This window comes from Pseudomonas sp. L13, from assembly GCF_009935965.1.
GTDB classification, from domain to species: domain Bacteria; phylum Pseudomonadota; class Gammaproteobacteria; order Pseudomonadales; family Pseudomonadaceae; genus Aquipseudomonas; species Aquipseudomonas lactis.
On sequence record NZ_QODJ01000017.1, the window covers coordinates 44,800 to 68,084 of the forward strand.

Sequence of the window (23,285 nt, forward strand, 5' to 3'; positions counted from 1 at the left end):
TTCAAGCACTTGTAAGGGCCTCATCGCAGGCAAGCCAGCTCCCACCTTTGGAATGCGTTCCCCTGTGGGAGCTGGCTTGCCTGCGATGGCGTCACCACAATTCCGACTACCGCCGTCGGAATTGGTCAAATTTTGTGCTATATTCCGCGCCCGCGATTTTTCATCTTCACACCGGTCACCGTCATGCAAACAGCCAAGCCGTTATTTGACTATCCCAAGTACTGGGCCGAATGTTTCGGTCCTGCGCCATTCCTGCCGATGAGCAGGGAGGAGATGGATCAGCTTGGCTGGGATTCGTGCGACATCATCATCGTCACCGGTGATGCCTATGTTGACCACCCCTCGTTCGGCATGGCGATCATCGGCCGGCTGCTAGAGTCCCAGGGCTTTCGCGTCGGGATCATCGCGCAACCGAACTGGCAGTCCAAAGACGACTTCATGAAGCTCGGCGAGCCGAACCTGTTCTTCGGCGTCGCGGCCGGCAACATGGACTCGATGATCAACCGCTACACCGCCGACAAGAAAATCCGCTCCGACGACGCCTACACCCCTGGCGGCATGGCCGGCAAACGCCCGGACCGGGCGAGCCTGGTGTACAGCCAGCGTTGCAAGGAAGCCTACAAGAACGTGCCGATCGTACTCGGCGGCATCGAAGCTTCCCTGCGTCGTATTGCTCACTACGACTACTGGCAGGACCGTGTGCGCAACTCGATCCTGATCGACGCCACCGCCGATATCCTGCTGTACGGCAACGCCGAGCGGGCCATCGTCGAAGTTGCCCAGCGCTTGTCGTGGGGCCACAAGATCGAAGACATCACCGATGTGCGCGGTACCGCGTTCATCCGCCGTGACACGCCAGCCGGTTGGTACGAAGTGGATTCCACGCGCATCGACCGTCCGGGCAAGATCGACAAGATCATCAACCCGTACGTGAATACCCAGGACACCCAGGCCTGCGCCATCGAGCAAGAAAAAGGCCCGGTGGATGACCCGGAAGAAGCCAAGGTCGTGCAGATCCTCGCCAGCCCGCGCATGACCCGTGACAAAACCGTGATCCGCCTGCCGTCGGTGGAAAAAGTCCGCGGCGACGCGGTGCTCTACGCCCACGCCAACCGCGTGTTGCACCTGGAAACCAACCCAGGCAATGCCCGCGCCCTGGTGCAGAAACACGGTGAAGTGGACGTGTGGTTCAACCCGCCGCCCATTCCCATGACCACCGAAGAAATGGATTACGTGTTCGGCATGCCCTACGCCCGCGTACCGCACCCAGCGTATGGCAAGGAGAAGATCCCGGCCTACGACATGATCCGTTTCTCGGTGAACATCATGCGTGGCTGCTTCGGCGGCTGCACCTTCTGCTCGATCACCGAGCATGAAGGCCGGATCATCCAGAACCGTTCTGAGGAGTCGATCATTCGCGAGATTGAAGAGATCCGCGACAAAGTGCCGGGCTTCACCGGCGTGATCTCCGACCTCGGCGGCCCGACCGCCAACATGTACCGCATCGCCTGCAAGAGCCCGGAGATCGAATCCGCGTGCCGCAAGCCATCGTGCGTGTTCCCTGGCATCTGCCCGAACCTGAACACCGACCACTCGTCGTTGATCCAGCTGTACCGCAGTGCCCGTGCGTTGCCGGGTGTGAAGAAGATCCTGATCGCTTCAGGCTTGCGCTACGACCTGGCCGTCGAATCGCCGGAGTACGTCAAAGAGCTGGTCACCCACCACGTCGGTGGCTACCTCAAGATCGCCCCGGAACACACCGAGGAAGGTCCGCTCAACCAGATGATGAAGCCGGGCATTGGCAGCTATGACAAGTTCAAGCGCATGTTCGAGAAGTACACCAAGGAAGCGGGCAAGGAGCAGTACCTGATCCCGTACTTCATCGCCGCCCACCCCGGCACCACCGATGAAGACATGATGAACCTGGCCCTGTGGCTCAAGGGCAATGGCTTTCGCGCCGACCAGGTGCAGGCGTTCTACCCGTCGCCGATGGCCACCGCCACCGCGATGTACCACTCGGGCAAAAACCCGCTGCGCAAGGTCACCTACAAGAGCGACGCGGTGACCATCGTCAAGAGCGAGGAGCAGCGCCGCCTGCACAAGGCGTTCCTGCGTTACCACGACCCGAAGGGCTGGCCGATGCTGCGTGAAGCATTGACCCGCATGGGCCGTGCCGACCTGATCGGGTCGGGCAAGGACCAGTTGATCCCGCTGCACCAGCCGTCCACCGACAGCTACCAGAGCGCCCGGCGCAAGAACTCGACGCCGGCGGGCAGCCATAAGGTCGCCAAGGAAACCACCACCAAGATCCTCACCCAGCACACCGGCCTGCCACCCCGTGGCAGCGACGGCAGCAACCCGTGGGACAAACGCGAGCAAGCCAAGGCTGCGGCCCAGGCGCGCAATAAGCAGGCGGCCAAAGAGCGCAGCGATGCGGCCAAGGGCAAGGGCGGCAAGCCTACGCGCAAGCCGGTTGTGCCGCGTTGATCGACGCCTGAAATGCAAAACGCCAGCCTCGTGCTGGCGTTTTGCTTTCTGGTCGGTGGTGAGTCTGTTTGGTAAGGTGGCGCCCATTAGATTGCTATCGCAGGCAAGCCAGCTCCCACACTTGGAATGCATTCCCCTGTGGGAGCTGGCTTGCCTGCGATGAGGCCGGTCTGGGCACTCTCGAATTCAAGGAAGAACACTTATGGGCAACCCCTTGCTCAACATCGGCATGGACTCCAACCGCTCCCAATTCATGGCGCGCCAGCGCATTGAGAGCCAGATCAACCTGCCGCGGCTGTTCGCCGTCATCGACGCCGACCCCAGCATCGTCGGCGCTGGCGTGGTGTATATCGATGCCGATTTCAATGTAATTACCCTGCGCGAATTCAAGCCCATCTGCAGCATCAAGCCCAAGCGCGTCATTTTGCGCGAGGCGCAGAAGTACATCTCGCCGGCGCAGTTTGTCGAGCAGGTGAAGACCGACCCCCGTGAAGGGCGTCTCCAGAAGGAGGCCTTTGATATGGGGCTTTCCTGTGGGGCGGCGGTGATCGGTTGGATCGTGGTGTTCAGTGGCAGCGTCGCCGTACCCTTCACCGCCGGCGCCAGTGCTTTTGTGGTGGGTATTGGTGTCACGGCCGCGCTGGCCAGCAGCGCTCAATGCGGGTTTGGCGTGGCCCGTACTTATAACGAGATCCTTGATCCGGATGCCAACGACCGCATGGACGACGCCCAGTGGTATGGCGCGGTGTCACCGATTCTCGATGCCGCGTCGTTGGTCGGTATCGGCACGGGTGCCTTCACCACATTAAGGCTGCTCAAGGCCAAAAAAGCCGCTGCGTTGGGCAAGAGCTGGTATGAGTTGCTCAAGGGCTTGAATCGCCAGGAGCGCAAGAAATTGACCCAGGAATTGCTCAGCCTCAAAGACCCAAGCCTGACCCCCAAGTTGCTCAAGTTGCAGCAACGCGCTGGCACGTTGCCCAAGCGCTACAGCTCTACGGAAATCCGCCATGCCACGCTCACCCAACTCAAGGACGCCTTGGGTGGCATGTTGGGTATCTGGGGCAGCTATCGAACCGGCCACGTCGGCTCGGCGTCTACGCTTGCCATTGGCCTGTATGAGGAACTGACGGAATGAAGGGTTTTCCCGATAGGCGCAGTTTCCTTGCGCGTTATTTTCCGGTGTTCATGGGCACCATCTTCATGGCGATTTTTTCCGGTTCAGTCGCCGTGTCCACCGCGGGCGTGACCTATTTGCGCGGAGTTGAGCCGGCGCTCAAGGCCGACTACTCCGGGGCTGCAATCCTGGTGCTGGTGGCGGTACTGGTGTTTGGCAATGTGATGATCGCACGCGGGTACCCCTGGGCAACCCGGCTGGTGGCGGGCTACCTAGTGTGTTGCCTGCTGTTCGTTTTGCCGATGATTCAATACGACCTCAATACCCTGGTGTACGGCTCGGCAGTGTTGTTTCCGCTGCTGGGTTTGTTGCTGCTCAACAGCAAGCGCCATCGTGAAATGCGCCAGCAATTACTCGAAATACGTCACTTGCGTCGGGCTGTCGTTGCACAGCGTAAAGCACGCTGACGGGCCGCGCAGGCGGCGACTTACTCCTTGCGAGGCAGCCAGATGAGGGGCGCGTCAGATTTTGACGTTTTGACGAATATTCCAGCCGTATTTCACCGCGCCTCCATCCTTGCCTCCATCGGCTTTCTGCGGCTGGTAGCTGACTTCGATGGTTGCGAAGTTCAGGCCTATCACCTCGGTCAGTAAGTCGCTGCTCGTGACCGCATCAGTTTGGTAGGACGTCACCATGACTTCCTTCATGGTGATCACCAGATACTCCACGGCATGGCTGCCCCCGGCCTTGCGCACCACCAGCCTGGCCTCGGGGTAATGCTTGCCGGTGGAGCAGGCCATCATCAGGTTGGGTGAGGATTTATCCAGGGGCTTGGAAAGGGTCAGGTTTTCAATATTGACCTTGCCGGCGCCGCCGCCACTGCCGGTGTGCATGGAGCCTGTCTGGGACATGCCCCAGCCCCATTTGCTGATCTCGATTTCATCGCGATGCGCCTGGTCCTTGGACTCACCTTTGATGTCCCCCAGCTTTAAAAACATGTCAGTTGCCATGAACGCTCCCTGTTTTGGGTGTGCGCCGGTAGTGGCGCGGGCGTACTTTTCCTCATCCGAGATACGGCCTACAAGGTGCTACGTCATGATCAGGAAGTGCCTGTCCGAATAAACCGAAGTTTCTGACATTTTTAAGGGATACCCAGTCTTTAACCTCTGCACTCTTGTGAAAAGCCGGAGTAAAGGGATGACTTCAAGCGTGTTGAAAGACGGTTTCCCCAGTGCCCATTTGCCGACGCGGCAATGGGTCGAAAGCAGTATTGATCTGCGCAAGTTATTTGCCGCCATTGATGCTGATCCGGCGATTGTCGGCGCGGGCGTGGTGTACCTCGACGCTCAGTTGCGGGCGATGGTGTTGCGTGAGTTTCAGCCGATTTGCAGTGTTGCGCCGAAGAAAGTGATTTTGCGTGAGGCTCCAAGCTATGTCGGGCGCGTGGAGTTTGCGCGGCGGTTGGCGAATGAGCCGCGTGAGTCGCAGGTGGCGTTTGAGGCGGTGAATACGGGGCTGGCGTGTACTTCGGCGGTGATTAGCTGGTTGGTGATGGCGGGTGGCTCTACGTTGAGCCCCTTCACCTTCGGGGCTACTGGCGTGGTTGCTGTAATTGGCTATACGTCGGCAGTCGCCAGCTCGCTTCAGTGCTTAGTTGGCGGCCGCCGAACTTACAATGAAGTGACTGACTCTGCTCGTAACGACGCGTTGGATAATGAGCCGTGGTATCGGGCCGTAGTGGTTGGGCTTGATGCGGCTTCGTTGTTAGGTGCTGGTACTTCTGCGATGTCGACAATCCGATTCGTCAATATGCTGAAAAAGGCAACCGGGAAAACCACGCAACAGGTGCTTGAAGGCTTGAATCGGCAGGAACGGGTAAAGCTCACCAGGGAGTTGCTGAGTATCAACCATCCGGAAATAACCCGAAAAATGATCAAGCTCAAACAAATCGCGGGTGAGATGCCAAAGCGCTACGCCTTGGCCGAAGTAAGGAATGGAACGCTCTTGCAGATGCTTGATGCCCTCGGCGCTGCATCTGCTGTTGCTGGCAGCCTACGGTCCGGGAATATCCGGATCATTGCCGTTGGGCTGTATGAGGAGATCTCAGAATGAGGCTTATTACAAGGAAGTATCTTGTCCCTATCCGGCCTTTTCTGGCTCGTAATTTTCCCGTGCTTATTGGCGTAATTCTTTCGGGTTTATTCGGCAGTTCCGCTGTTGTCGTACTGGTGGAAAACTATTATTTACCCTCGTTATCGAATGCGGATGCTGAGATTACCGGCTTGGTGTTGGTCGTCTTTATTACCCACTGCAATTTCATGATTATCTACGGGCGACCGAAATGGGCCTGGGGCATGTACGGCCTTTTCATCGCTTGCCTATTGGTTGCTTTGCCCGGTTTTCAGTTTTCGCCGCATCCATTCGTTTATGCTGGTTGCTTCTTTTGGCCGATACTCGGCCTGCTACTGCTGCGTAGCAAACGCCATCAGGAAATGCGTGCCGCCTATGTAGAAGTTCGCCACATGCGCGCAAAAGTCCAGGCAGCCATCAACAAACGCCGCAAACACGAGCGCGCAATCATCAGAATAAAAAAACCGAGGTAATTCCCCACCTCATCGCCCACCCAATCGCTACCGCCGCACCCACTCGCGCCACAAATATGTGCAAGCCTTGCACCACGGCACCCACGTTGGCGCTGTTTTGGTGCTGTACTGCACCGGGCCCGACGTTTTAGTGCAATGACTGCTGCTGTGGCATAAGTCTTGCGCGCGTTGTGCTTATGCCCTGGCTCGCAGGAGGCCGCCGTGTCGATTCATGTCGCGTTGCACCACGTTACGCATTACCGCTACGACCGTGCTGTCGAACTCGGCCCGCAGATCGTGCGGCTACGCCCGGCGGCCCATAGCCGTACGCGGATACTGTCCTACGCGTTGAAGGTGTTGCCCGAGCAGCATTTCATCAACTGGCAGCAAGACCCCCAGGGCAATTACCTGGCGCGCCTGGTGTTCCCGGAAAAGACTGACGAGTTGCGCATCGAAGTCGACCTGGTCGCCGAGATGGCAGTGTTCAATCCGTTCGATTTTTTCCTGGAGCCCTACGCCGAAAATATCCCGTTCAGCTACGCCGCCGATGAGCAGCGCGAGCTGGCGCCGTACCTGGAAACCCTGCCGCTGACGCCAAGGTTGGCTGCGTACCTGGCGGGTATCGACCGCACGCCGTTGCCGGCGGTGGATTTTCTCGTGGGCCTCAACCAGCGCCTGGCTGCCGATATCGGTTACCTGATTCGCATGGAGCCGGGCGTGCAAACGCCGGAATTCACGCTGGAAAATGCGTCCGGCTCCTGCCGCGACTCGGCCTGGTTATTGGTGCAATTGCTGCGCAACCTCGGGCTGGCGGCGCGATTTGTCTCTGGCTACCTGATCCAGCTCACCGCAGACGTCAAAGCCCTCGACGGCCCGTCCGGTACCGAGGTGGACTTCACCGACCTGCACGCCTGGTGCGAAGTGTATTTGCCCGGCGCTGGCTGGATTGGCCTGGATGCCACGTCCGGGTTGTTTGCTGGTGAAGGGCATATCCCTTTGGCCTGCAGTCCCGATCCGTCGTCTGCCGCGCCGATCAGTGGGTTGGTGGAGCCGTGCGAATGCGAATTCACCCACGAGATGTCGGTAGAGCGCATCTGGGAAGCGCCGCGGGTGACCAAGCCCTACACAGAAGAACAGTGGCTGGCGATCCAGGCTCTGGGCCGGCAGATCGATGGCGACCTGCTCAAGGACGACGTACGCCTGACCATGGGCGGCGAGCCCACCTTTGTCTCTATCGACGACCCCGACGGCGCCGAGTGGAACACCGCAGCCCTGGGGCCGGACAAGCGTCGCCTGTCGGCCGAGCTGTTCCAGCGCCTGCGCCAGCACTATGCGCCCAAGGGCCTGGTGCATTTCGGCCAAGGCAAGTGGTACCCCGGCGAGCAACTGCCGCGCTGGTCGCTCAACTGCTACTGGCGCCGCGACGGCGTGCCGATCTGGCACAACAGCGCACTGATCGCCGATGAGCAAGAGGATTATGGCGCCGATGGGGTGATGGCTGGGCGTTTCCTGGCCAGCGTCGCCGAGCGCTTGAAACTGCCGGCGCGTTTTGTGTTCCCTGCGTTTGAAGACAATTTTTACTACCTGTGGCGCGAAGGGGCGCTGCCCCAGAACGTCACCGCCCAAGACCCACGCCTGAGCGACGACCTGGAGCGTGAGCGCCTGCGCAAAGTGTTCAGCCAGGGCCTGGATAAAGTCATCGGCCAGGTGCTGCCGCTGGCGCGTACGGCGGCCAATGACCGCTGGCAGAGTGGGCGTTGGTACCTGCGCGATAACCACTGCCGCCTGGTGCCGGGGGATTCGCCGCTGGGCTATCGCCTGCCGCTGGCTTCCCAGCCCTGGGTGACGGCGGCGGAGTATCCGTTCGTGCACCCGACCGACCCTAACCAGGATCAGCCGGAGCTGCCGACCAGCGCCCAGTTGCAAAACCATGGCGAACCCGCACGCAGTGATGAGCGTGTGCCCAAGGTGGACGAGTCCGCCGACTGGCTGACCCGCACCGCGCTGTGCGCCGAAGCACGGGAAGGTCGCCTGTACCTGTTTATGCCGCCGCTGGAGCGCGTCGAGGATTATCTGGAGCTGGTGACTGCCATTGAGGCCACCGCCGAAGAGCTGCATTGCCCGGTACTGCTGGAGGGCTACGAGCCGCCAGCGGATACGCGCCTGAGCAATTTCCGGGTCACGCCAGACCCAGGTGTCATCGAGGTCAACGTACAGCCGTCCGCCACCTGGGACGAGTTGGTGGAACGCACCGAATTCCTCTACGAAGAGGCCCGGCAAACCCGCCTGACCACCGAGAAGTTCATGATCGACGGGCGCCACACCGGTACTGGTGGCGGTAACCACTTCGTGCTGGGCGGTGCGACGCCCAAGGACTCACCCTTCCTGCGCCGACCGGACCTGCTGCGCAGCCTGATCAGCTACTGGCATAACCACCCGTCGTTGTCCTATTTGTTCTCCGGCCTGTTTATCGGCCCCACCTCCCAGGCGCCCAGGGTAGATGAGGCGCGCAACGATGCGCTGTATGAACTGGAGATCGCCTTTGCGCAGATGCCGGAGCCAGGCGAGGAGTGCCCGCCGTGGCGAGTGGACCGCCTGTTGCGCAACCTGCTGATCGACGTGACGGGCAATACCCATCGCGCCGAATTCTGTATCGACAAACTCTACTCACCCGACGGCGCCACGGGCCGCCTGGGCCTGCTGGAACTGCGCGCCTTTGAAATGCCGCCCCATGCGCGCATGAGCCTGACCCAGCAGTTGTTGCTGCGGGCGCTGGTCGCGCGGTTCTGGCGCGAGCCCTATGCACCGCCGAAACTGGCGCGCTGGGGCACGGAACTGCATGACCGCTTCCTGTTGCCGCACTTTATCGAGCAGGACTTTGCCGACGTGATCGTCGAGCTGAACGCGGCCGGCTACCCAGTGCGGGCCGAATGGTTCGCGGCGCATCTGGAGTTCCGTTTCCCCAAGGTGGGCGACTACGCCGTCAGCGGCATCGAACTGGAACTGCGCCAGGCCTTGGAGCCTTGGCATGTACTGGGCGAGGAAGGCGCGGTGGGGGGCACGGTGCGCTATGTGGATTCGTCCCTGGAGCGCCTGCAAGTGAAGTTGAGCGGGTTGCCGCCGCAACGCTACCTGCTGACCTGCAATGGCGTACCGGTGCCGCTGCAACCGACCGGCCGCGTCGGCGAGTTCGTGGCGGGCGTGCGTTACCGCGCCTGGCAACCGGCCAACTGCCTGCAACCGACCATCCCCGTGCATGCGCCGCTGGTATTTGACCTGCTCGACACCTGGATGCAGCGTTCGTTGGGTGGTTGCCAATACCATGTGGCGCACCCGGGCGGGCGCAATTACGACAGCCTGCCGGTGAATGCCAATGAGGCGGAGAGCCGGCGCATGGCGCGGTTTTTCCGCTTGGGGCATAGCCCGGGCAAGCTTGTGGTGCCGACTGTAGTGGTGAACGATGAATTGCCAATGACCCTGGATTTGCGGCGTTTCACAAAAAATAAGGAATGAACATGATCCAAGTGTGGGAGCTGGCTTGCCTGCGATAGCGGTGGTTCAGTCGATAGTTCTGGTGACTGACACACCGCTATCGCAGGCAAGCCAGCTCCCACATTGGATCGTAGTGAATTTGAGTTAACCTGACTTCCCTTGCCTCTGCCGAGCGTTCCATGTCCGACTTGCTCGACCGTTACCCGCTCACCGCGGGCACCTATCACGAACTGCTGGACGCCAGCGGCGCGGTGCGTGCCCATTGGCGGCGCTTGTTCGATCACCTGCAACGCAGCACGCCCGCACAACTGGCCCAGCGCCAGGCGTTGCTGACGCGCCAGATCCAGGAAAACGGCGTGACCTACAACGTCTACGCCGACCCCAAGGGTGCCGACCGCCCCTGGGAGCTGGACCTGTTGCCCCATGTGCTGGCCGCCGAGGAGTGGCAGCAACTGTCGGCTGGCATCGCCCAGCGTGCGCGCCTGCTCAATGCGGTGCTGGCCGACCTGTATGGGCCGCAGCGCCTGATCAAGGAGGGTTTGCTGCCGGCCGAACTGGTGTTCGGGCATAACAATTTTCTATGGCCGTGCCAGGGTATTCAGCCGCCCGACGGTGCGTTCCTGCATCTGTACGCGGTCGACCTGGCCCGCACCCCGGATGGCCGCTGGTGGGTCACCGCCGACCGTACCCAAGCCCCATCGGGCGCCGGCTACGCCCTGGAAAACCGCACCATCGTGTCCCGCGCCTTCCCGGACCTGTACCGGGATATGCAGGTGCAGCACCTCACAGGCTTCTTCCGCACGCTGCAGGAAACCCTGGCCCGCCAGGCCCCTGGCGATGACCAGCCGCCACTGATCGTGCTGCTCACGCCGGGGCGTTTCAACGAAAGCTATTTCGAACACCTGTACCTGGCGCGCCAGCTCGGCTACCCCTTGGTGGAGGGCGGCGACCTCACCGTGCGCGACAGCACCGTGTTCCTGAAAACCCTCAGCGGCCTGCGCCGGGTACACGCGATCATGCGTCGCCTTGATGATGATTTCTGCGACCCGCTGGAGCTGCGCACCGACTCGGCGCTGGGCGTGCCGGGCCTGCTTGACGCCGTGCGCCAAGGCAATGTGCTGGTGGCCAATGCCTTGGGCAGTGGCGTGCTGGAGTCGCCGGGGTTGCTGGGCTTTTTGCCCAAGATCAACGAGTTTTTGTTCGGTGAAGCCTTGATCCTGCCGTCGATTGCCACTTGGTGGTGCGGCGAAGCGCCGGTGCTTGCCGAAGCGTTGGAAAAACTCCCGGAGCTGCTGATCAAGCCGGCATTTCCCTCACAAAGTTTCGCCCCGGTGTTTGGTCGCGACCTTGACGATGAACAGCGCCAGGCCCTGGCCGAACGCATGCGTGCGCGGCCCTATGCCTATGTCGCCCAAGAGCTGGCGCAACTGTCTCAGGCGCCGGTATGGCACACCGTGGATGACCACTTGCAACACCGTGCCATTGGTATGCGTGTCTACGCCGTGGCCAGTGATGACGGTTATCGGGTGCTGCCCGGCGGCCTGACCCGCGTGGCGGCCGACGCTGATGCCGAAGTGGTATCGATGCAGCGCGGCGGGGCGAGCAAGGACACCTGGGTGCTCGGCGAACGCGCGCCGGGTGGCGAGCAGTGGCGCGCCCAACGCACCATTGGCGCCTATGACCTGGTGCGCCGCGATCCCTATTTGCCCTCGCGGGTGGTGGAAAACCTGTTCTGGTTCGGTCGTTACTGCGAGCGCTGCGATGACAGTGCGCGCTGGCTGCGTATCGTACTGGCGCGGTATGTCGATGGCGATGATCCGCTGGCGTTGCAGGCCGCCGTCGAACTCGGCGAAAGCCTGCGCCTGTTGCCGGAGGAGGGCGAGCTGCCGGAGCGTCTGCTCGCCGCCTTGCTGGGTGATGACTGGCCTTCAAGCCTGCGCGCCAATTTGCAGCGCTTGCAGTGGGCGGCGTCCCAGGTGCGCGGTAAGTTGTCCCGGGAAAACTGGCAAGCCCTGGTGGAGCTGCAGCGTGAAGCCATGGAGCTGGAAAGTGACACTGCGGACTTTGGCGAGCTGCTCGACTTTCTCAACCGCCTGGTGATGTCCCTGGCGGCGCTGTCCGGGTTTGCCCTGGACGACATGACCCGCGATGAAGGCTGGCGCTTCTTGATGATGGGCCGGCGCATCGAGCGTCTGCAATTTCTGAGCAGCAGCCTTGCGGCGTTCCTGCGTGGCGTGGCGGTGTTTGATCAGGCCGGGCTGGAATGGTTGCTGGAGCTGGGCAACAGCAGCATCACCTACCGCTCGCGCTACCTGGCGGTGCCGCAGTTGATCCCGGTGCTCGACCTGCTGCTGCTCGACGAGCAGAACCCCCATGCGGTGCTGTTCCAGCTCAAGTTGGTGAGCCGCACCCTGCGCCGTCTCAATGATGATTTTGGCGTGCCCCGTGAAACCGGGCTGGCGCCGTTGGTCGAGCGCCTGGCGCATTTTGACCTGGGCTGCCTGGAGAACGGCCTGTTTGGCGAAACCAGCGTGCGTGCCGCCCTGGACGGCCTGGCCGACCTGCTGCAAGCGGTGGCCGATGAGAGCGGGCAAGTGTCCGACCGCCTGGCGTTGCGCCATTTTGCCCACGTCGATGATGTCAGCCAGCAAACGGTGTCGGTGTAATGAGCGCGCGCTATCAGATTTTCCACGATACCCATTACCACTACGACAGCCCGGTGTCCCTGGCCCAGCAACTGGCGCACCTGTGGCCACGGCCGTGTGCCTGGCAGAAGTGCACCTGGCAGCAGTTGGATATCAGCCCGGAACCCACCTCGCGCCGCGATGAGCGGGACGTGTTCGGCAACCCGATCACCCGCCTGGCGTTCGAACGGCCCCATGATGAATTGCTGGTGAACGCCGGGCTCACGGTAGAAGTGTTGGCGCGGCCTGTTTTGGACTTTCAGCGCTCGCCGCCCTGGGACCATACCCGCGACAGCCTGACCTACAGCAGCCAGCCCCTGAGCGCCGAGGCGATCGAAGCCTGCCGCTATCGCTTCGAGTCGCCCTATGTGCATCTGAAGAAAACCTTCGTGGAGTTCTCCGAAAGCTGCTTCCCGCCCGGCGAGCCTTTACTGCTGGGCACGCAGGCATTGATGGAGAAGATCTTCAGCGAATTTACCTTCGATGCCGAAGCCACCCAGGTCGCCACACCGCTGGTGGAAGTGCTGGAGCGCCGTCGCGGCGTGTGCCAGGACTTTGCTCACCTGATGCTTGCCTGCCTGCGTTCGCGGGGCCTGGCGGCGCGCTACATCAGCGGCTACCTGCTCACCCAGCCACCGCCCGGCCAGCCACGGCTGATTGGCGCGGATGCGTCCCATGCGTGGGTTTCGGTGTTTTGCCCGGTATCAGGCTGGGTGGATTTTGACCCGACCAACAATGTGCAGCCGGCGCTGGAGCACATCACCCTGGCCTGGGGCCGGGATTTCTCTGATGTTTCGCCGTTGCGGGGGGTGATTCTGGGGGGAGGCAGCCACGACCCGGAGGTGCGGGTGACGGTGATGCCGCTGGAATAATGACCGCGGGCTGTCGATTTTTGTAGGAGCGAGCTTGCTCGCGAAGGATCTTGGGGCGCCACGTTAATCCAGGCGTCCCGCGTCATGGTTGACGTTCTTCGCGAGCAAGCTCGCTCCTACAGGAATGCTTATTCAGCCGGGTCTTTCGGGGTTTCGGTCTCGTCAGTTGCCGCTTCACCTTCAGCATCTGGGTTCAGTGCGCCGGCTTCTTCGTCTGCAGCGGCTTTCTTGCGTTGCAGCTTTTCCTCTTTCTTCTGTTCCTTGGCCAAGTCTCTCTGACGTTTGGCGAAGGAGTAATTAGGTTTGGCCATGGGCGATCCTCTAGGGTCGAAGGTGAGGGTGGGCGGCGCGCAGCTGCCTTGGGTCGTCATGGTAGCAGCTTCGTGGTGCCCTTTGCTTTCACTTACCGCAGGCGTAGGCAGCCAGAAGGCCGTTGAACAGGTGATTGAGGTGCATGGCATGAACTCCCGTGAGTGGTGGGCCGATCATAGACAGGGTGCGGCAGTTTGGCTGGTTGATTGTGTTGATGAAGCTGATAGCCTAAAGTTGTATACAATCTGTTGATTCAGATCATAAGAACTCAAGCCTGATTGAGGCACCCTTACCGCAATCCGCGTTTATAAAACCCTGCCTTGGAGATTCACATGTTTGCCAAACTCGTTGCTGTTTCCCTGCTGACTCTGGCGAGCGGCCAGTTGCTTGCTGCAGAGTGCAAGGTCACTGTCGACTCCACCGATCAAATGTCTTTCAACACCAAAGAAATCACTATCGACAAGAGCTGCAAGCAGTTCACCGTTGAGCTGACTCACTCGGGCAGCTTGCCAAAGAACGTGATGGGCCATAACTGGGTGCTGACCACCGAAGCCAATATGCAACCGGTGGCGAGCGATGGCATGGCTGCTGGTATCGACAAGGATTACCTGAAAGCCGGTGATGAGCGCATCATCGCCCACACCAAGATCATCGGCGCTGGCGAGAAAGACTCGGTGACCTTCGACGTCTCCAAGCTGAAGGCCGATGAGAAGTACAGCTTCTTCTGCTCGTTCCCAGGCCACATCTCGATGATGAAAGGTGCTGTGGTTCTGAAGTAAGACCGCGTTACCGTTCATCGCAGGCAAGCCAGCTCCCACATTCGACCGCATTCCCATGTTGCAATACGGTCAAGTGTGGGAGCTGGCTTGCCTGCGATGGCGATCTGACAATCAATGCAAAACCATCGGTTTCACTTCAAGGCGCAAACGGCATCACCCGCTTGTGCTCAGTCTTGCGATAGGTCTCGCAGATAATCCTGAACGCCTCCTCACGCACCGGCTCACCCTGCAGGAACGCATCGATCTCGGCATAGGTCACGCCATGTGACGCTTCGTCCGGCTTGCCCGGCGACAGGTCTTCGAGGTCGGCGGTCGGCACCTTCTCCACCAGCGATTCCGGCGCGCCAAAGTGGCGGGCAATGGCACGCACCTGGTGCTTCACCAGCCCGCTCAACGGCGCCAGGTCACAGGCCCCGTCACCGAACTTGGTGAAAAAGCCCATCACCGCTTCCGCCGCATGGTCGGTGCCGATCACCAGGCCGCCCGCCGCGCCGGCGATGGTGTACTGGGCCACCATGCGCATGCGCGCCTTGGTGTTGCCCAGCACAAAGTCACGGGATGCTGCGGCCTTGCCTTCAAAGGCGGCCACTTCATTGGCCAGGGCTTTTACCGCAGGACCAATGTTCACGGTGTGGCGTTCGTCCGGCTCGATAAAGTCCACGCAAGCCTGGGCGTCGTGTTCGTCGAACTGGGTTTCGTAGGGCAGGCGCACGGCGATAAAACGGTACGCCTCATCACCGGTGCTGGCGCGCAGTTCCTGCATCGCACGTTGGGCCAAGAGGCCTGCGGTCAGGGAATCGACACCGCCACTGATGCCGAGCACCAGGGTCTTGAGCCCGGAATTGCGCAGGCAGTCCTGGATAAAGGCCACGCGCCGGGCAACTTCGGCTTCGAGTGCGGCCTGGTCTTTGAACGGGGCTTGCACCTTGAGCTGTTGCGCAATCTCACGCTGTACGGCTTGCATGATTCACTCCTTGCTGGATAGGGCAGGTACTTTGAAAACGTGACGCAAATAGGCGACAAAATTCGGGTCGGTGCAATGGGTCTTGCCCGCTTCATCGGAGATCTTCGCGACGGGCTGGCCATTGCAGGCGGTCATTTTAAGCACGATGCTCATCGGTTCCACCCCTGGAATATCACAGGTCAGGTTGGTGCCGATGCCAAAGCTCACATTAATGCGACCACGCAAGGCGCGGAATATTTCCAACGCCTTGGGCAATGTCAGACTGTCGGAGAACACCAGGGTCTTGCTCATCGGTTCGATGCCCAGCTTGTGGTAGTGAGCGATGGCTTTTTCTGCCCACTGGATCGGATCACCGGAATCATGGCGCAGGCCGTCGAACAGCTTGGCGAAGTACAAGTCGAAGTCGCCCAGGAACGCGTCGGTGGTGATGCAATCGGTGAGGGCGATACCCAACAGGCCACGGTACTCGCGCACCCAACAATCAAGCGCGGCGATCTGGCTGTCGATCAGGCGTGGGCCGAGTTGCTGGTGAGCCATGATCCATTCATGGGCCATGGTGCCCAGTGGCTTCATATCGAATTCGCGCGCCAGGTGCACGTTGCTGGTGCCGACAAAGCGCCCAGGGAAATCGTGCTTGAGCACGCTGACCACTTCCTCTTGCACCCGGTAGGAAAAGCGCCGGCGCGTGCCGAAGTCTGCCACTTGCAGCTCCGACAGCTCGTCGCTGCTGGCATTGGCGGTCAGCCAGTCGAACTTGCGATACAGCTGCTCGCGGGCCTGTTCAAGGATCACGGTCTGGTAGCGGTAGCGGTTACGCACCTCGCTGACGATGGCCAGCATCGGCACTTCAAACAGGATCACATGCAGCCACGGCCCGCGCAGGCGGATAAACAACTCGCCGTTCTCGATGCCGGTTTGCACATACCGCAGGTTGAAGCGAAACAGCCCGAGGAAGCGTAAAAAGTCCGGCTTCATAAAGCTGATGCGTTCCAGGAACCCCAGTTGGTCGGGGCTCAGGCTCAGCTCGGCGAGACGCTCGATCTGGTAACGGATCTCCGCCAGGTAAGGGCGCAGGTCTTCACTGTTACGGCAACGAAACTCCCATTCAACTTCCACGTTCGGGTAGTTGTGCAGCACCGCCTGCATCATGGTCAGCTTGTAGAAGTCGGTGTCGAGCAGGTTCTGCACGATGCGATCGGCAAACACACTCTCGCTCATAACGGGAATCTCCAGACGGGTCGGCGATGGAGGCCGGCCTTTACGCACAATTGAGGAAGGGGGTTAGTGGCGCATAGACCTGTGGGGGATTGCCAGTGATTTTTTCAGTGAGGCCACTGGCGTCATCGCAGGCAAGCCAGCTCCCACCTCTGAAATGCATTCCAATGTGGGAGCTGGCTTGCCTGCGATGGCGGTTTTCCAGGCAACTAACTAACCTGCTCCATCATCCACTTCACAAATTCACGCACCTTGGGCACCTCCGCCGAATGCTCAGGATACGCCAGGTAGTAAGCATCCTGGCTGGGCATCCCATGTTGCCAGGGAATCACCAGCTTGCCCTCGGCCAATTCCTCTTCCACCAGAAAACGCGGCAACAGCGCCACGCCACACCCGACCTGCGCCGCACGGATGCACATGTAGAACGTGTCGAAGCGCGGCCCGTGGTAACTGTGCTCGGTATGAAAGCCTTGGCTGGCGAACCAGTCATGCCAGCCCTGGGGGCGCGAGGCGTTTTGCAGCAGCACCAGGTCGCTCAGTTGCGTGGGGTCGGTGAAGGGCTGGGCGGGCAGGCTGTCGGGCGAACACACCGGTACCAGCTCTTCGCTGAACAGTTTCAGGCTCTCGGTACCGGGACGTGCGCCCTGGCCGAAGTAGAACGCCATGTCGGCCTTGCCTTGCAGCAGTTCGTCGGGGTCCTGTTCGTTGCACAGGTCCAGGTGGATCTGCGGGTGGCGCAAACGCCAACCCTTGAGGCGCGGCACCAGCCAGCGTGCGCCAAAAGTGTAGGGCGTGGACACGCGCAGCACTTCGGTTTCACCGCCGTAGGAGCGCAGGTAGTGGGTGGACATTTCCACTTGGGTGAGGATCTTGCGCACTTCCACCAGGTACAGGTCGCCCGCCGGGGTCATCTGCAAGCGGCGGCGCACGCGGCGAAACAGCAGGTGTTGCAACAGTTCTTCCAGCTGCGCTACTTGTTTGCTCACCGCGCTTTGGGTGAGGTTCAGTTCCTCAGCGGCGCGGGTGAAGCTCAGGTGGCGGGTGGCCGCTTCGAAACACTGCAGGGCGGTGATCGAGGGCAAATATCTTTTGTTCAGCACGGCATGCCTCTTTTTATTCTTTGCATGAATAAAGGGAATGATATCTCGCCTAATCGTCGTTTGTTGGCAAGTCTTGGGCCAGCTACAAATAGGCTCAGGATCGCCGTGCAAGCAGCGGCGCGATTTTTCTACGCAGATTTGAAGGAGTGACCCATGGTTGCCGCATTGCTTGATCGTCTCGGGGTAAACCCGGCGCTGTACCAGGCTGGGAAACAACCTGTGCATTCACCGATTGATGGCAGCCGTATCGGCAGTGTCCATTGGGAAGGTGCCGCCGAGGTGGAGCAACAGGTCAGTCGCGCCGAGCATGCATTCGAAGCCTGGCGCAAAGTGCCGGCGCCGCGACGTGGCGAGCTGGTGCGCCAGTTCGGCGATGTATTGCGCGAGTACAAGGCCGACCTGGGTGAACTCGTTTCCTGGGAAGCCGGCAAAATCACCCAGGAAGGCTTGGGTGAAGTGCAGGAAATGATCGACATCTGCGACTTCGCTGTCGGCCTGTCGCGCCAGTTGTACGGCTTGACCATCGCCTCCGAACGTCCCGGCCACCATATGCGTGAAACCTGGCACCCGCTGGGCGTGGTCGGCGTGATCAGCGCCTTCAACTTCCCGGTGGCCGTATGGGCGTGGAACACTGCGCTGGCCTTGGTGTGCGGCAACGCGGTGATCTGGAAACCGTCGGAAAAGACCCCGCTCACCGCACTGGCCTGCCAGGCCCTGTTCGAGCGCGTGCTGAAAAAATTCGACGGTGCCCCTGAGTATCTCAGCCAAGTGATTATTGGCGGCCGCGACGCCGGCGCTGCGCTGGTGGATGACCCGCGCGTCGCCCTGATCAGCGCCACCGGCAGCACGCGTATGGGCCGCGAAGTGGCACCCAAAGTCGCCGCGCGTTTCGCCCGTAGCATTCTTGAGCTGGGCGGCAACAACGCGATGATCCTCGGCCCAAGCGCCGACCTGGATATGGCCGTACGCGCCATCCTGTTCAGCGCAGTGGGCACCGCCGGCCAACGCTGCACCACCCTGCGCCGGCTGATCGCCCATGAGTCAGTCAAGGAAGAAATCGTCACCCGCCTCAAGGCCGCCTATTCCAAGGTGCGCATCGGCCACCCGCTGGAAGGCAACCTGATCGGCCCGCTGATCGACAAGCACAGCTTCGACAACATGCAGGACGCCCTTGAGCAAGCCTTGAGCGAGGGCGGCAAGGTGTTCGGCGGCAAGCGCCAACTGCAAGACACATTCCCCAACGCCTACTACGTATCGCCGGCCATCGTGGAAATGCCCGAGCAAAGCGACGTGGTGTGCAGCGAAACCTTCGCACCGATTCTTTACGTGGTTGGCTACACCGACTTCGCTGAGGCCCTGCGCCTGAACAACGCCGTGCCGCAAGGCTTGTCGTCCTGCATCTTCACCACCGACGTGCGTGAGGCCGAGCAGTTCATGTCGGCGGTGGGCAGCGACTGTGGCATTGCCAACGTCAACATCGGCCCGAGTGGTGCAGAGATTGGTGGCGCGTTCGGGGGTGAAAAAGAGACCGGCGGCGGGCGTGAATCGGGCTCGGATGCGTGGCGCGGGTATATGCGCCGGCAGACCAATACCGTGAACTACTCGCTGGAACTGCCGTTGGCCCAAGGCATCACTTTCGACTGAGCCTCAGGTCGCAGTGAGATCAATGTGGGAGCAGGCAAGCCAGCTCCCACAGGTGATTGGGTTCCCATTCAAAAGAGTATTTGTTTGTTAGGTCTCATCGGAGTCTGGCAATGGCACTGCGCGAAACATGTTTATGGGAGCACCTCACCCCAGGCCGGCCGGACCGCGCCGCGCTCAAGGGCGCGGTCAAGGTGGATGTGTGCGTGATCGGTGCCGGCATCACCGGTTTGTCGGCGGCCATTCATTTGCTGGAACAGGGTAAAAGCGTCGCCGTACTCGAGGCCCATCGCACCGGCCACGGCGGTTCGGGGCGCAACGTCGGGCTGGTCAACGCCGGCCTGTGGATTCCACCGGACGAGATCGAAGCCGGTTTCGGCACGGCGGTGGGCAGCCAGCTCAACCGCATGCTGGGCGCGGCGCCGTCCCTGGTGTTCAGCCTGATCGACAAGTACAACATCGACTGCCAATTGCGCCGTGAAGGCACCTTGCACATGGCGCACAACGCCCGTGGCGAGGCGGATTTGCGCAGCCGTGAGGAGCAGTGGAAACGCCGTGGCGCGCCGGTTGAGTTACTCACCGGCCAGGCCTGCGAGCACGCCACCGGTACCCGCAAAATCGCCGCCGCATTGCTCGATCGGCGCGCCGGCACCTTGAACCCCATGGCCTACACCACGGGTTTGGCGAATGCCGCCGTTGGGCTGGGCGGGCAACTGTTCGATCATTCCCCGGTCACCCAGCTTGAGCGCCAAGGTGCCTATTGGTCGGTGCAGACCGCTGAGGGCGCGGTACAGGCCGCCCAGGTGGTGATCGCCTCCAATGCCTACACCGAAGGCGAATGGACCGAGCTGCGGCGTAACTTTTTCCCCGGCTATTACTACCAGGTGGCATCGGCGCCGCTGACCGATGACGCGGCCAAGCAGATCCTCCCCGGCGGCCAAGGCTCATGGGACACCCGCCAGGTCCTGAGCAGTATTCGCCGCGATGCCGATGGCCGCCTGTTACTCGGCAGCCTGGGTAACGGCAACCAGAAACCGGCATGGTTTCTCAAAGCGTGGGCCGATCGGGTGCAGCAACACTACTTCCCATACCTCAAACCGGTGCAGTGGGAATACACCTGGACCGGCTGCATCGCGTTCACCCCCGACCACTTGATGCGCCTGTTCGAACCGGCCCCCGGCCTGGTGGCGGTTACCGGTTACAACGGGCGTGGTGTGACCACCGGTAGCGTGGTAGGCAAGGCGTTTGCTGACTACCTGTGTCACCAGGATCCCCAAGCCCTCCCTATTCCTTTTGCGCCCATGCAGCCTCTGGCCGCCGTGGGCCTGCGCAGCTGCCTGTATGAAGCCGGCTTCTCGCTCTATCATGCCGGGCAATGCCTGAGGATCGTGATCTGATCAGCGAAATACCCCTCAGAAGCCTGCATTTTCTTAGCAGGCTACCCATCTGTATTGGTGCAAGTCGTAGCAATCACGCACTGTAAATGTGCAGTTCCGTTACGCACGTTGTTACAGCTGTAGGAACTGTCGTTTATACCTGTGGTTGCAGGTGCGACCTGCCAAGGTTGTACTTTTTTGCAGTGTTGGTTGCACCTATAGACGCTAGACGGTTGCACGTCCTGGCAAAAGGCGTCGAAACGCCTGTAATAACAATGACACCGTGTCTTTTTGAAGAATAAAAACGTAATGGCACGCGGCTTGCTCTGAGCTTTCGGTGAAAGGTTTGAACGCAAGTTGTCGTGCCAAAAATCAAAAATATCGGAGCACCACTCATGTCCCAGACGTTTTACAAGAAAGGTTTCCTGGCCCTCGCCGTTGCTGCGGCGCTGGGTGTTTCTACGTTTGTTCAAGCTGATGTGAAAATTGGTGTGGCAGGCCCGATGACGGGTGCCAACGCCGCTTTCGGTGAGCAGTACATGAAGGGTGCCCAGGCGGCAGCCGACGTTATCAACAAGGCCGGCGGCATTAACGGCGAGCAGATCAAGCTGGTGGCCGGCGATGACGCCTGCGAACCCAAGCAGGCCGTGGCCGTGGCCAACCGCCTGGCCGACCAGGACAAAGTGATCGGTGTGGTCGGGCACTTCTGCTCATCCAACACCATCCCGGCGTCTGAGGTTTACGACGAAGCGGGCATCATCGCCATCACCCCAGGCTCCACCAACCCACAAGTGACCGAACGTGGCCTGGGCGCCATGTTCCGCATGTGCGGGCGTGACGACCAGCAAGGCATCGTCGCCGGCGACTACATCGTCGATGTGCTCAAGGGCAAGAAAGTCGCGGTGATCAACGACAAGGACACCTACGGCAAAGGCCTGGCCGACGCCACCGCTGCGCAGTTGACCAAGCGCGGCGTCAAGCCGGTGCTGGAAGAGGGCCTGACCCGTGGCGAGAAAGACTTCAGCGCCCTGGTCACCAAGATCCGCTCCCTGGGCGCCGACGTCGTGTACTTCGGCGGCCTGCATCCGGAAGCCGGCCCATTGGTGCGCCAGATCCGTGAGGCGGGCTTGAAAGACGTCAAGTTCATGTCCGATGACGGCGTGGTCACCGACGAACTGGTAGCCACCGCCGGCGGCGCGCAGTACGTCGATGGCGTGTACATGACCTTCGGCGCCGACCCGCGCCTGCTGCCAGACAGCAAGACCGTGGTGGAAGAGTTCCGCAAAAACGGCACCGAGCCAGAAGGCTACACCCTGTACGCCTACGCTTCGATCCAGGCCCTGGCCGCCGGCTTCAACGGTGCCAAGTCCAACAAGGGCGAAGACGCTGCCAAATGGCTCAAGGCCAACCCGGTTAAAACCGTCATGGGCGAAAAAGCCTGGGATGCCAAGGGTGACCTGAAAGTCTCTGACTACGTGGTTTACCAGTGGGACAAAGACGGCAAATACCACCAGTTGGAAAAGCAGAAGTAATAACGCGACGGCTTGAACTCCTCGGTCCTTGTGGGAGCCGGGCTTGCCCGCGATGACGGACTCAATGCCAACACCTGTGTTGAATGTGAAACCGCTATCGCAGGCAAGCCAGCTCCCACAGGGGGCCTGGTTGCCTGCTCTATTGCAACAAACCTGTCTTTTCCTCCAGAAGCGCCGCACACCCACCGGTGTGCAGGTGCTCACCGCGTGAGATTGCGTTATGGATGGTATTTTCCTGCAGCAACTGGTCAACGGCCTGACCCTAGGGTCGGTCTATGGCCTGATCGCCATCGGCTACACAATGGTCTATGGCATCATTGGCATGATCAACTTCGCCCACGGCGAGGTTTATATGATTTCCGCTTACCTCGCGGCGATCAGTCTGGCACTGCTGGCTTACTTCGGCATCGAATCCTTCCCGCTGCTCATTCTCGGTACCTTGATCTTCACCGTGGTCGTCACCGGCGTGTACGGTTGGGTGATTGAGCGTGTCGCCTACAAACCCCTGCGCAACTCCACGCGCCTGGCACCGCTGATCAGCGCCATCGGTATCTCCCTGATCCTGCAGAACTACGCGCAGATCGCCCAGGGCGCCAAGCAACAAGGCATTCCCACCCTGCTGGCCGGCGCCTGGCGCGTCGATATCGGCAGCGGGTTTGTGCAACTGACCTACACCAAAGTGTTCATCCTGGTCGCCGCCTTTGCCGGCATGGCCTTGCTCACCTACATCATCAAATACACCAAGCTTGGCCGCATGTGCCGCGCCACCCAGCAAGACCGCAAGATGGCCTCGATCCTGGGCATCAACACCGACCGAGTGATCTCCTACGTGTTTGTCATCGGTGCGGCCATGGCCGCCCTGGCCGGCGTGCTCATCACCCTCAATTACGGCACCTTCGACTTCTATGCCGGCTTCATCATCGGCATCAAGGCGTTTACCGCGGCGGTCCTCGGCGGCATCGGCTCGCTGCCTGGGGCGATGCTCGGCGGGATCATCCTCGGTATCTCCGAGTCGCTGTTCTCGGGGTTGATCAACTCTGACTACAAAGACGTGTTCAGTTTCTCCCTGCTGGTGGTGATTCTGATTTTCCGTCCCCAGGGCCTGCTTGGTCGCCCACTCGTGGCGAAGGTGTAA

At 60.8% G+C, this 23,285-nt stretch carries 18 protein-coding genes; 13 read left to right on the plus strand and 5 right to left on the minus strand.

Going from position 1 to position 23,285, the window contains the following annotated elements; genetic code table 11:
- Positions 1-183: 183 nt before the first annotated feature.
- From DK871_RS11360 to DK871_RS11370, 3 genes are all read left to right on the plus strand, one after another.
- On the plus strand, positions 184-2,487 hold the full coding sequence (locus DK871_RS11360) for a YgiQ family radical SAM protein (RefSeq protein ID WP_003188080.1): 2,304 nt from the start codon (positions 184-186) through the stop codon (positions 2,485-2,487).
- Positions 2,488-2,689: 202 nt separating this feature from the next.
- A complete protein-coding gene (locus DK871_RS11365) occupies positions 2,690-3,622 on the plus strand; it encodes a hypothetical protein (RefSeq protein ID WP_014716676.1) in 933 nt (310 codons plus the stop codon).
- Entirely contained in the window at positions 3,619-4,068 is a 450-nt protein-coding gene (locus DK871_RS11370) for a hypothetical protein (RefSeq protein ID WP_161905093.1), read from the plus strand. Before DK871_RS11365 ends, DK871_RS11370 begins: the two co-directional genes overlap by 4 nt.
- Positions 4,069-4,122: 54 nt before the next feature.
- On the opposite strand, the gene DK871_RS11375 is transcribed toward DK871_RS11370, so the two are convergent.
- The gene (locus DK871_RS11375; protein WP_161905094.1) at positions 4,123-4,611 is read right to left on the minus strand and encodes a type VI secretion system tube protein Hcp; all 489 of its coding nucleotides are present in this window, start codon (positions 4,609-4,611) and stop codon (positions 4,123-4,125) included.
- A gap of 187 nt (positions 4,612-4,798) precedes the next feature.
- On the opposite strand from DK871_RS11375, the gene DK871_RS11380 reads away from it, so the two are divergent.
- The 5 genes from DK871_RS11380 (at position 4,799) to DK871_RS11400 (ending at position 13,231) form a co-directional block, all read left to right on the plus strand.
- Complete coding sequence (locus DK871_RS11380; protein ID WP_161905095.1) at positions 4,799-5,713, plus strand: NAD synthetase; 915 nt, start codon at positions 4,799-4,801, stop codon at positions 5,711-5,713.
- The gene (locus tag DK871_RS11385; RefSeq protein ID WP_161905096.1) at positions 5,710-6,204 is read left to right on the plus strand and encodes a solute carrier organic anion transporter; all 495 of its coding nucleotides are present in this window, start codon (positions 5,710-5,712) and stop codon (positions 6,202-6,204) included. The genes DK871_RS11380 and DK871_RS11385 overlap by 4 nt, the downstream gene beginning before the upstream one ends.
- A 201-nt stretch (positions 6,205-6,405) precedes the next feature.
- Positions 6,406-9,696, plus strand: coding sequence for a DUF2126 domain-containing protein (locus DK871_RS11390; protein ID WP_161905097.1), 3,291 nt, complete (start codon positions 6,406-6,408; stop codon positions 9,694-9,696).
- Between the two features lie 158 nt (positions 9,697-9,854).
- Complete coding sequence (locus DK871_RS11395; protein ID WP_161905098.1) at positions 9,855-12,341, plus strand: circularly permuted type 2 ATP-grasp protein; 2,487 nt, start codon at positions 9,855-9,857, stop codon at positions 12,339-12,341.
- Complete coding sequence (locus tag DK871_RS11400) at positions 12,341-13,231, plus strand: transglutaminase family protein (protein ID WP_161905099.1); 891 nt, start codon at positions 12,341-12,343, stop codon at positions 13,229-13,231. The genes DK871_RS11395 and DK871_RS11400 overlap by 1 nt, the downstream gene beginning before the upstream one ends.
- A 128-nt stretch (positions 13,232-13,359) precedes the next feature.
- Here the strand turns inward: DK871_RS11400 and DK871_RS11405 are convergent, their stop codons facing one another.
- Positions 13,360-13,542 (minus strand): hypothetical protein, encoded by a 183-nt coding sequence (locus tag DK871_RS11405; protein WP_005784271.1) that lies wholly within the window; start codon positions 13,540-13,542, stop codon positions 13,360-13,362.
- Positions 13,543-13,875: 333 nt separating this feature from the next.
- On the opposite strand from DK871_RS11405, the gene azu reads away from it, so the two are divergent.
- Positions 13,876-14,322 carry an azurin gene (gene azu, locus DK871_RS11410; protein ID WP_161905100.1) on the plus strand — a complete coding sequence of 149 codons (447 nt, stop codon included), beginning with the start codon at positions 13,876-13,878 and terminating at the stop codon, positions 14,320-14,322.
- Positions 14,323-14,458: 136 nt separating this feature from the next.
- Here the strand turns inward: azu and nadE are convergent, their stop codons facing one another.
- The 3 genes from nadE to DK871_RS11425 all read right to left on the minus strand — a co-directional run bounded on the left by nadE (position 14,459) and on the right by DK871_RS11425 (position 17,601).
- On the minus strand, positions 14,459-15,286 hold the full coding sequence (nadE, locus tag DK871_RS11415) for an ammonia-dependent NAD(+) synthetase (RefSeq protein WP_032893809.1): 828 nt from the start codon (positions 15,284-15,286) through the stop codon (positions 14,459-14,461).
- A 3-nt stretch (positions 15,287-15,289) separates the two neighbouring features.
- A complete protein-coding gene (pncB, locus tag DK871_RS11420; RefSeq protein WP_003188094.1) occupies positions 15,290-16,504 on the minus strand; it encodes a nicotinate phosphoribosyltransferase in 1,215 nt (404 codons plus the stop codon).
- 206 nt (positions 16,505-16,710) lie between these two features.
- On the minus strand, positions 16,711-17,601 hold the full coding sequence (locus DK871_RS11425; RefSeq protein WP_161905101.1) for a LysR family transcriptional regulator: 891 nt from the start codon (positions 17,599-17,601) through the stop codon (positions 16,711-16,713).
- A 153-nt stretch (positions 17,602-17,754) separates the two neighbouring features.
- Here DK871_RS11425 and DK871_RS11430 point away from each other — a divergent pair, with 153 nt between their 5' ends.
- The 4 genes from DK871_RS11430 to DK871_RS11445 all read left to right on the plus strand — a co-directional run bounded on the left by DK871_RS11430 (position 17,755) and on the right by DK871_RS11445 (position 23,285).
- Entirely contained in the window at positions 17,755-19,245 is a 1,491-nt protein-coding gene (locus tag DK871_RS11430; protein WP_003188096.1) for an aldehyde dehydrogenase family protein, read from the plus strand.
- A 110-nt stretch (positions 19,246-19,355) separates the two neighbouring features.
- Positions 19,356-20,639: an FAD-binding oxidoreductase gene (locus tag DK871_RS11435; RefSeq protein ID WP_161905102.1), complete on the plus strand. Its 1,284-nt coding sequence runs from the start codon at positions 19,356-19,358 to the stop codon at positions 20,637-20,639.
- 374 nt (positions 20,640-21,013) lie between these two features.
- The gene (locus DK871_RS11440) at positions 21,014-22,150 is read left to right on the plus strand and encodes a branched-chain amino acid ABC transporter substrate-binding protein (protein WP_005784282.1); all 1,137 of its coding nucleotides are present in this window, start codon (positions 21,014-21,016) and stop codon (positions 22,148-22,150) included.
- A gap of 220 nt (positions 22,151-22,370) precedes the next feature.
- Positions 22,371-23,285 carry a branched-chain amino acid ABC transporter permease gene (locus tag DK871_RS11445; protein WP_003236186.1) on the plus strand — a complete coding sequence of 305 codons (915 nt, stop codon included), beginning with the start codon at positions 22,371-22,373 and terminating at the stop codon, positions 23,283-23,285.

Excerpts from the sequence above, each read along its gene's own strand:
- DK871_RS11380 (WP_161905095.1), top strand. The coding sequence starts at position 4,799 with ATGACTTCAAGCGTGTTGAAAGACGGTTTCCCCAGTGCCCATTTGCCG.
- DK871_RS11445 (WP_003236186.1), top strand. The coding sequence starts at position 22,371 with ATGGATGGTATTTTCCTGCAGCAACTGGTCAACGGCCTGACCCTAGGG.
- DK871_RS11405 (WP_005784271.1), bottom strand. The coding sequence starts at position 13,542 with ATGGCCAAACCTAATTACTCCTTCGCCAAACGTCAGAGAGACTTGGCC.
- pncB (WP_003188094.1), bottom strand. The coding sequence starts at position 16,504 with ATGAGCGAGAGTGTGTTTGCCGATCGCATCGTGCAGAACCTGCTCGAC.
- DK871_RS11440 (WP_005784282.1), top strand. The coding sequence starts at position 21,014 with ATGTCCCAGACGTTTTACAAGAAAGGTTTCCTGGCCCTCGCCGTTGCT.
- azu (WP_161905100.1), top strand. The coding sequence starts at position 13,876 with ATGTTTGCCAAACTCGTTGCTGTTTCCCTGCTGACTCTGGCGAGCGGC.
- DK871_RS11360 (WP_003188080.1), top strand. The coding sequence starts at position 184 with ATGCAAACAGCCAAGCCGTTATTTGACTATCCCAAGTACTGGGCCGAA.
- DK871_RS11400 (WP_161905099.1), top strand. The coding sequence starts at position 12,341 with ATGAGCGCGCGCTATCAGATTTTCCACGATACCCATTACCACTACGAC.
- DK871_RS11430 (WP_003188096.1), top strand. The coding sequence starts at position 17,755 with ATGGTTGCCGCATTGCTTGATCGTCTCGGGGTAAACCCGGCGCTGTAC.
- DK871_RS11375 (WP_161905094.1), bottom strand. The coding sequence starts at position 4,611 with ATGGCAACTGACATGTTTTTAAAGCTGGGGGACATCAAAGGTGAGTCC.
- DK871_RS11395 (WP_161905098.1), top strand. The coding sequence starts at position 9,855 with ATGTCCGACTTGCTCGACCGTTACCCGCTCACCGCGGGCACCTATCAC.
- DK871_RS11370 (WP_161905093.1), top strand. The coding sequence starts at position 3,619 with ATGAAGGGTTTTCCCGATAGGCGCAGTTTCCTTGCGCGTTATTTTCCG.
- DK871_RS11435 (WP_161905102.1), top strand. The coding sequence starts at position 19,356 with ATGGCACTGCGCGAAACATGTTTATGGGAGCACCTCACCCCAGGCCGG.
- nadE (WP_032893809.1), bottom strand. The coding sequence starts at position 15,286 with ATGCAAGCCGTACAGCGTGAGATTGCGCAACAGCTCAAGGTGCAAGCC.
- DK871_RS11365 (WP_014716676.1), top strand. The coding sequence starts at position 2,690 with ATGGGCAACCCCTTGCTCAACATCGGCATGGACTCCAACCGCTCCCAA.
- DK871_RS11385 (WP_161905096.1), top strand. The coding sequence starts at position 5,710 with ATGAGGCTTATTACAAGGAAGTATCTTGTCCCTATCCGGCCTTTTCTG.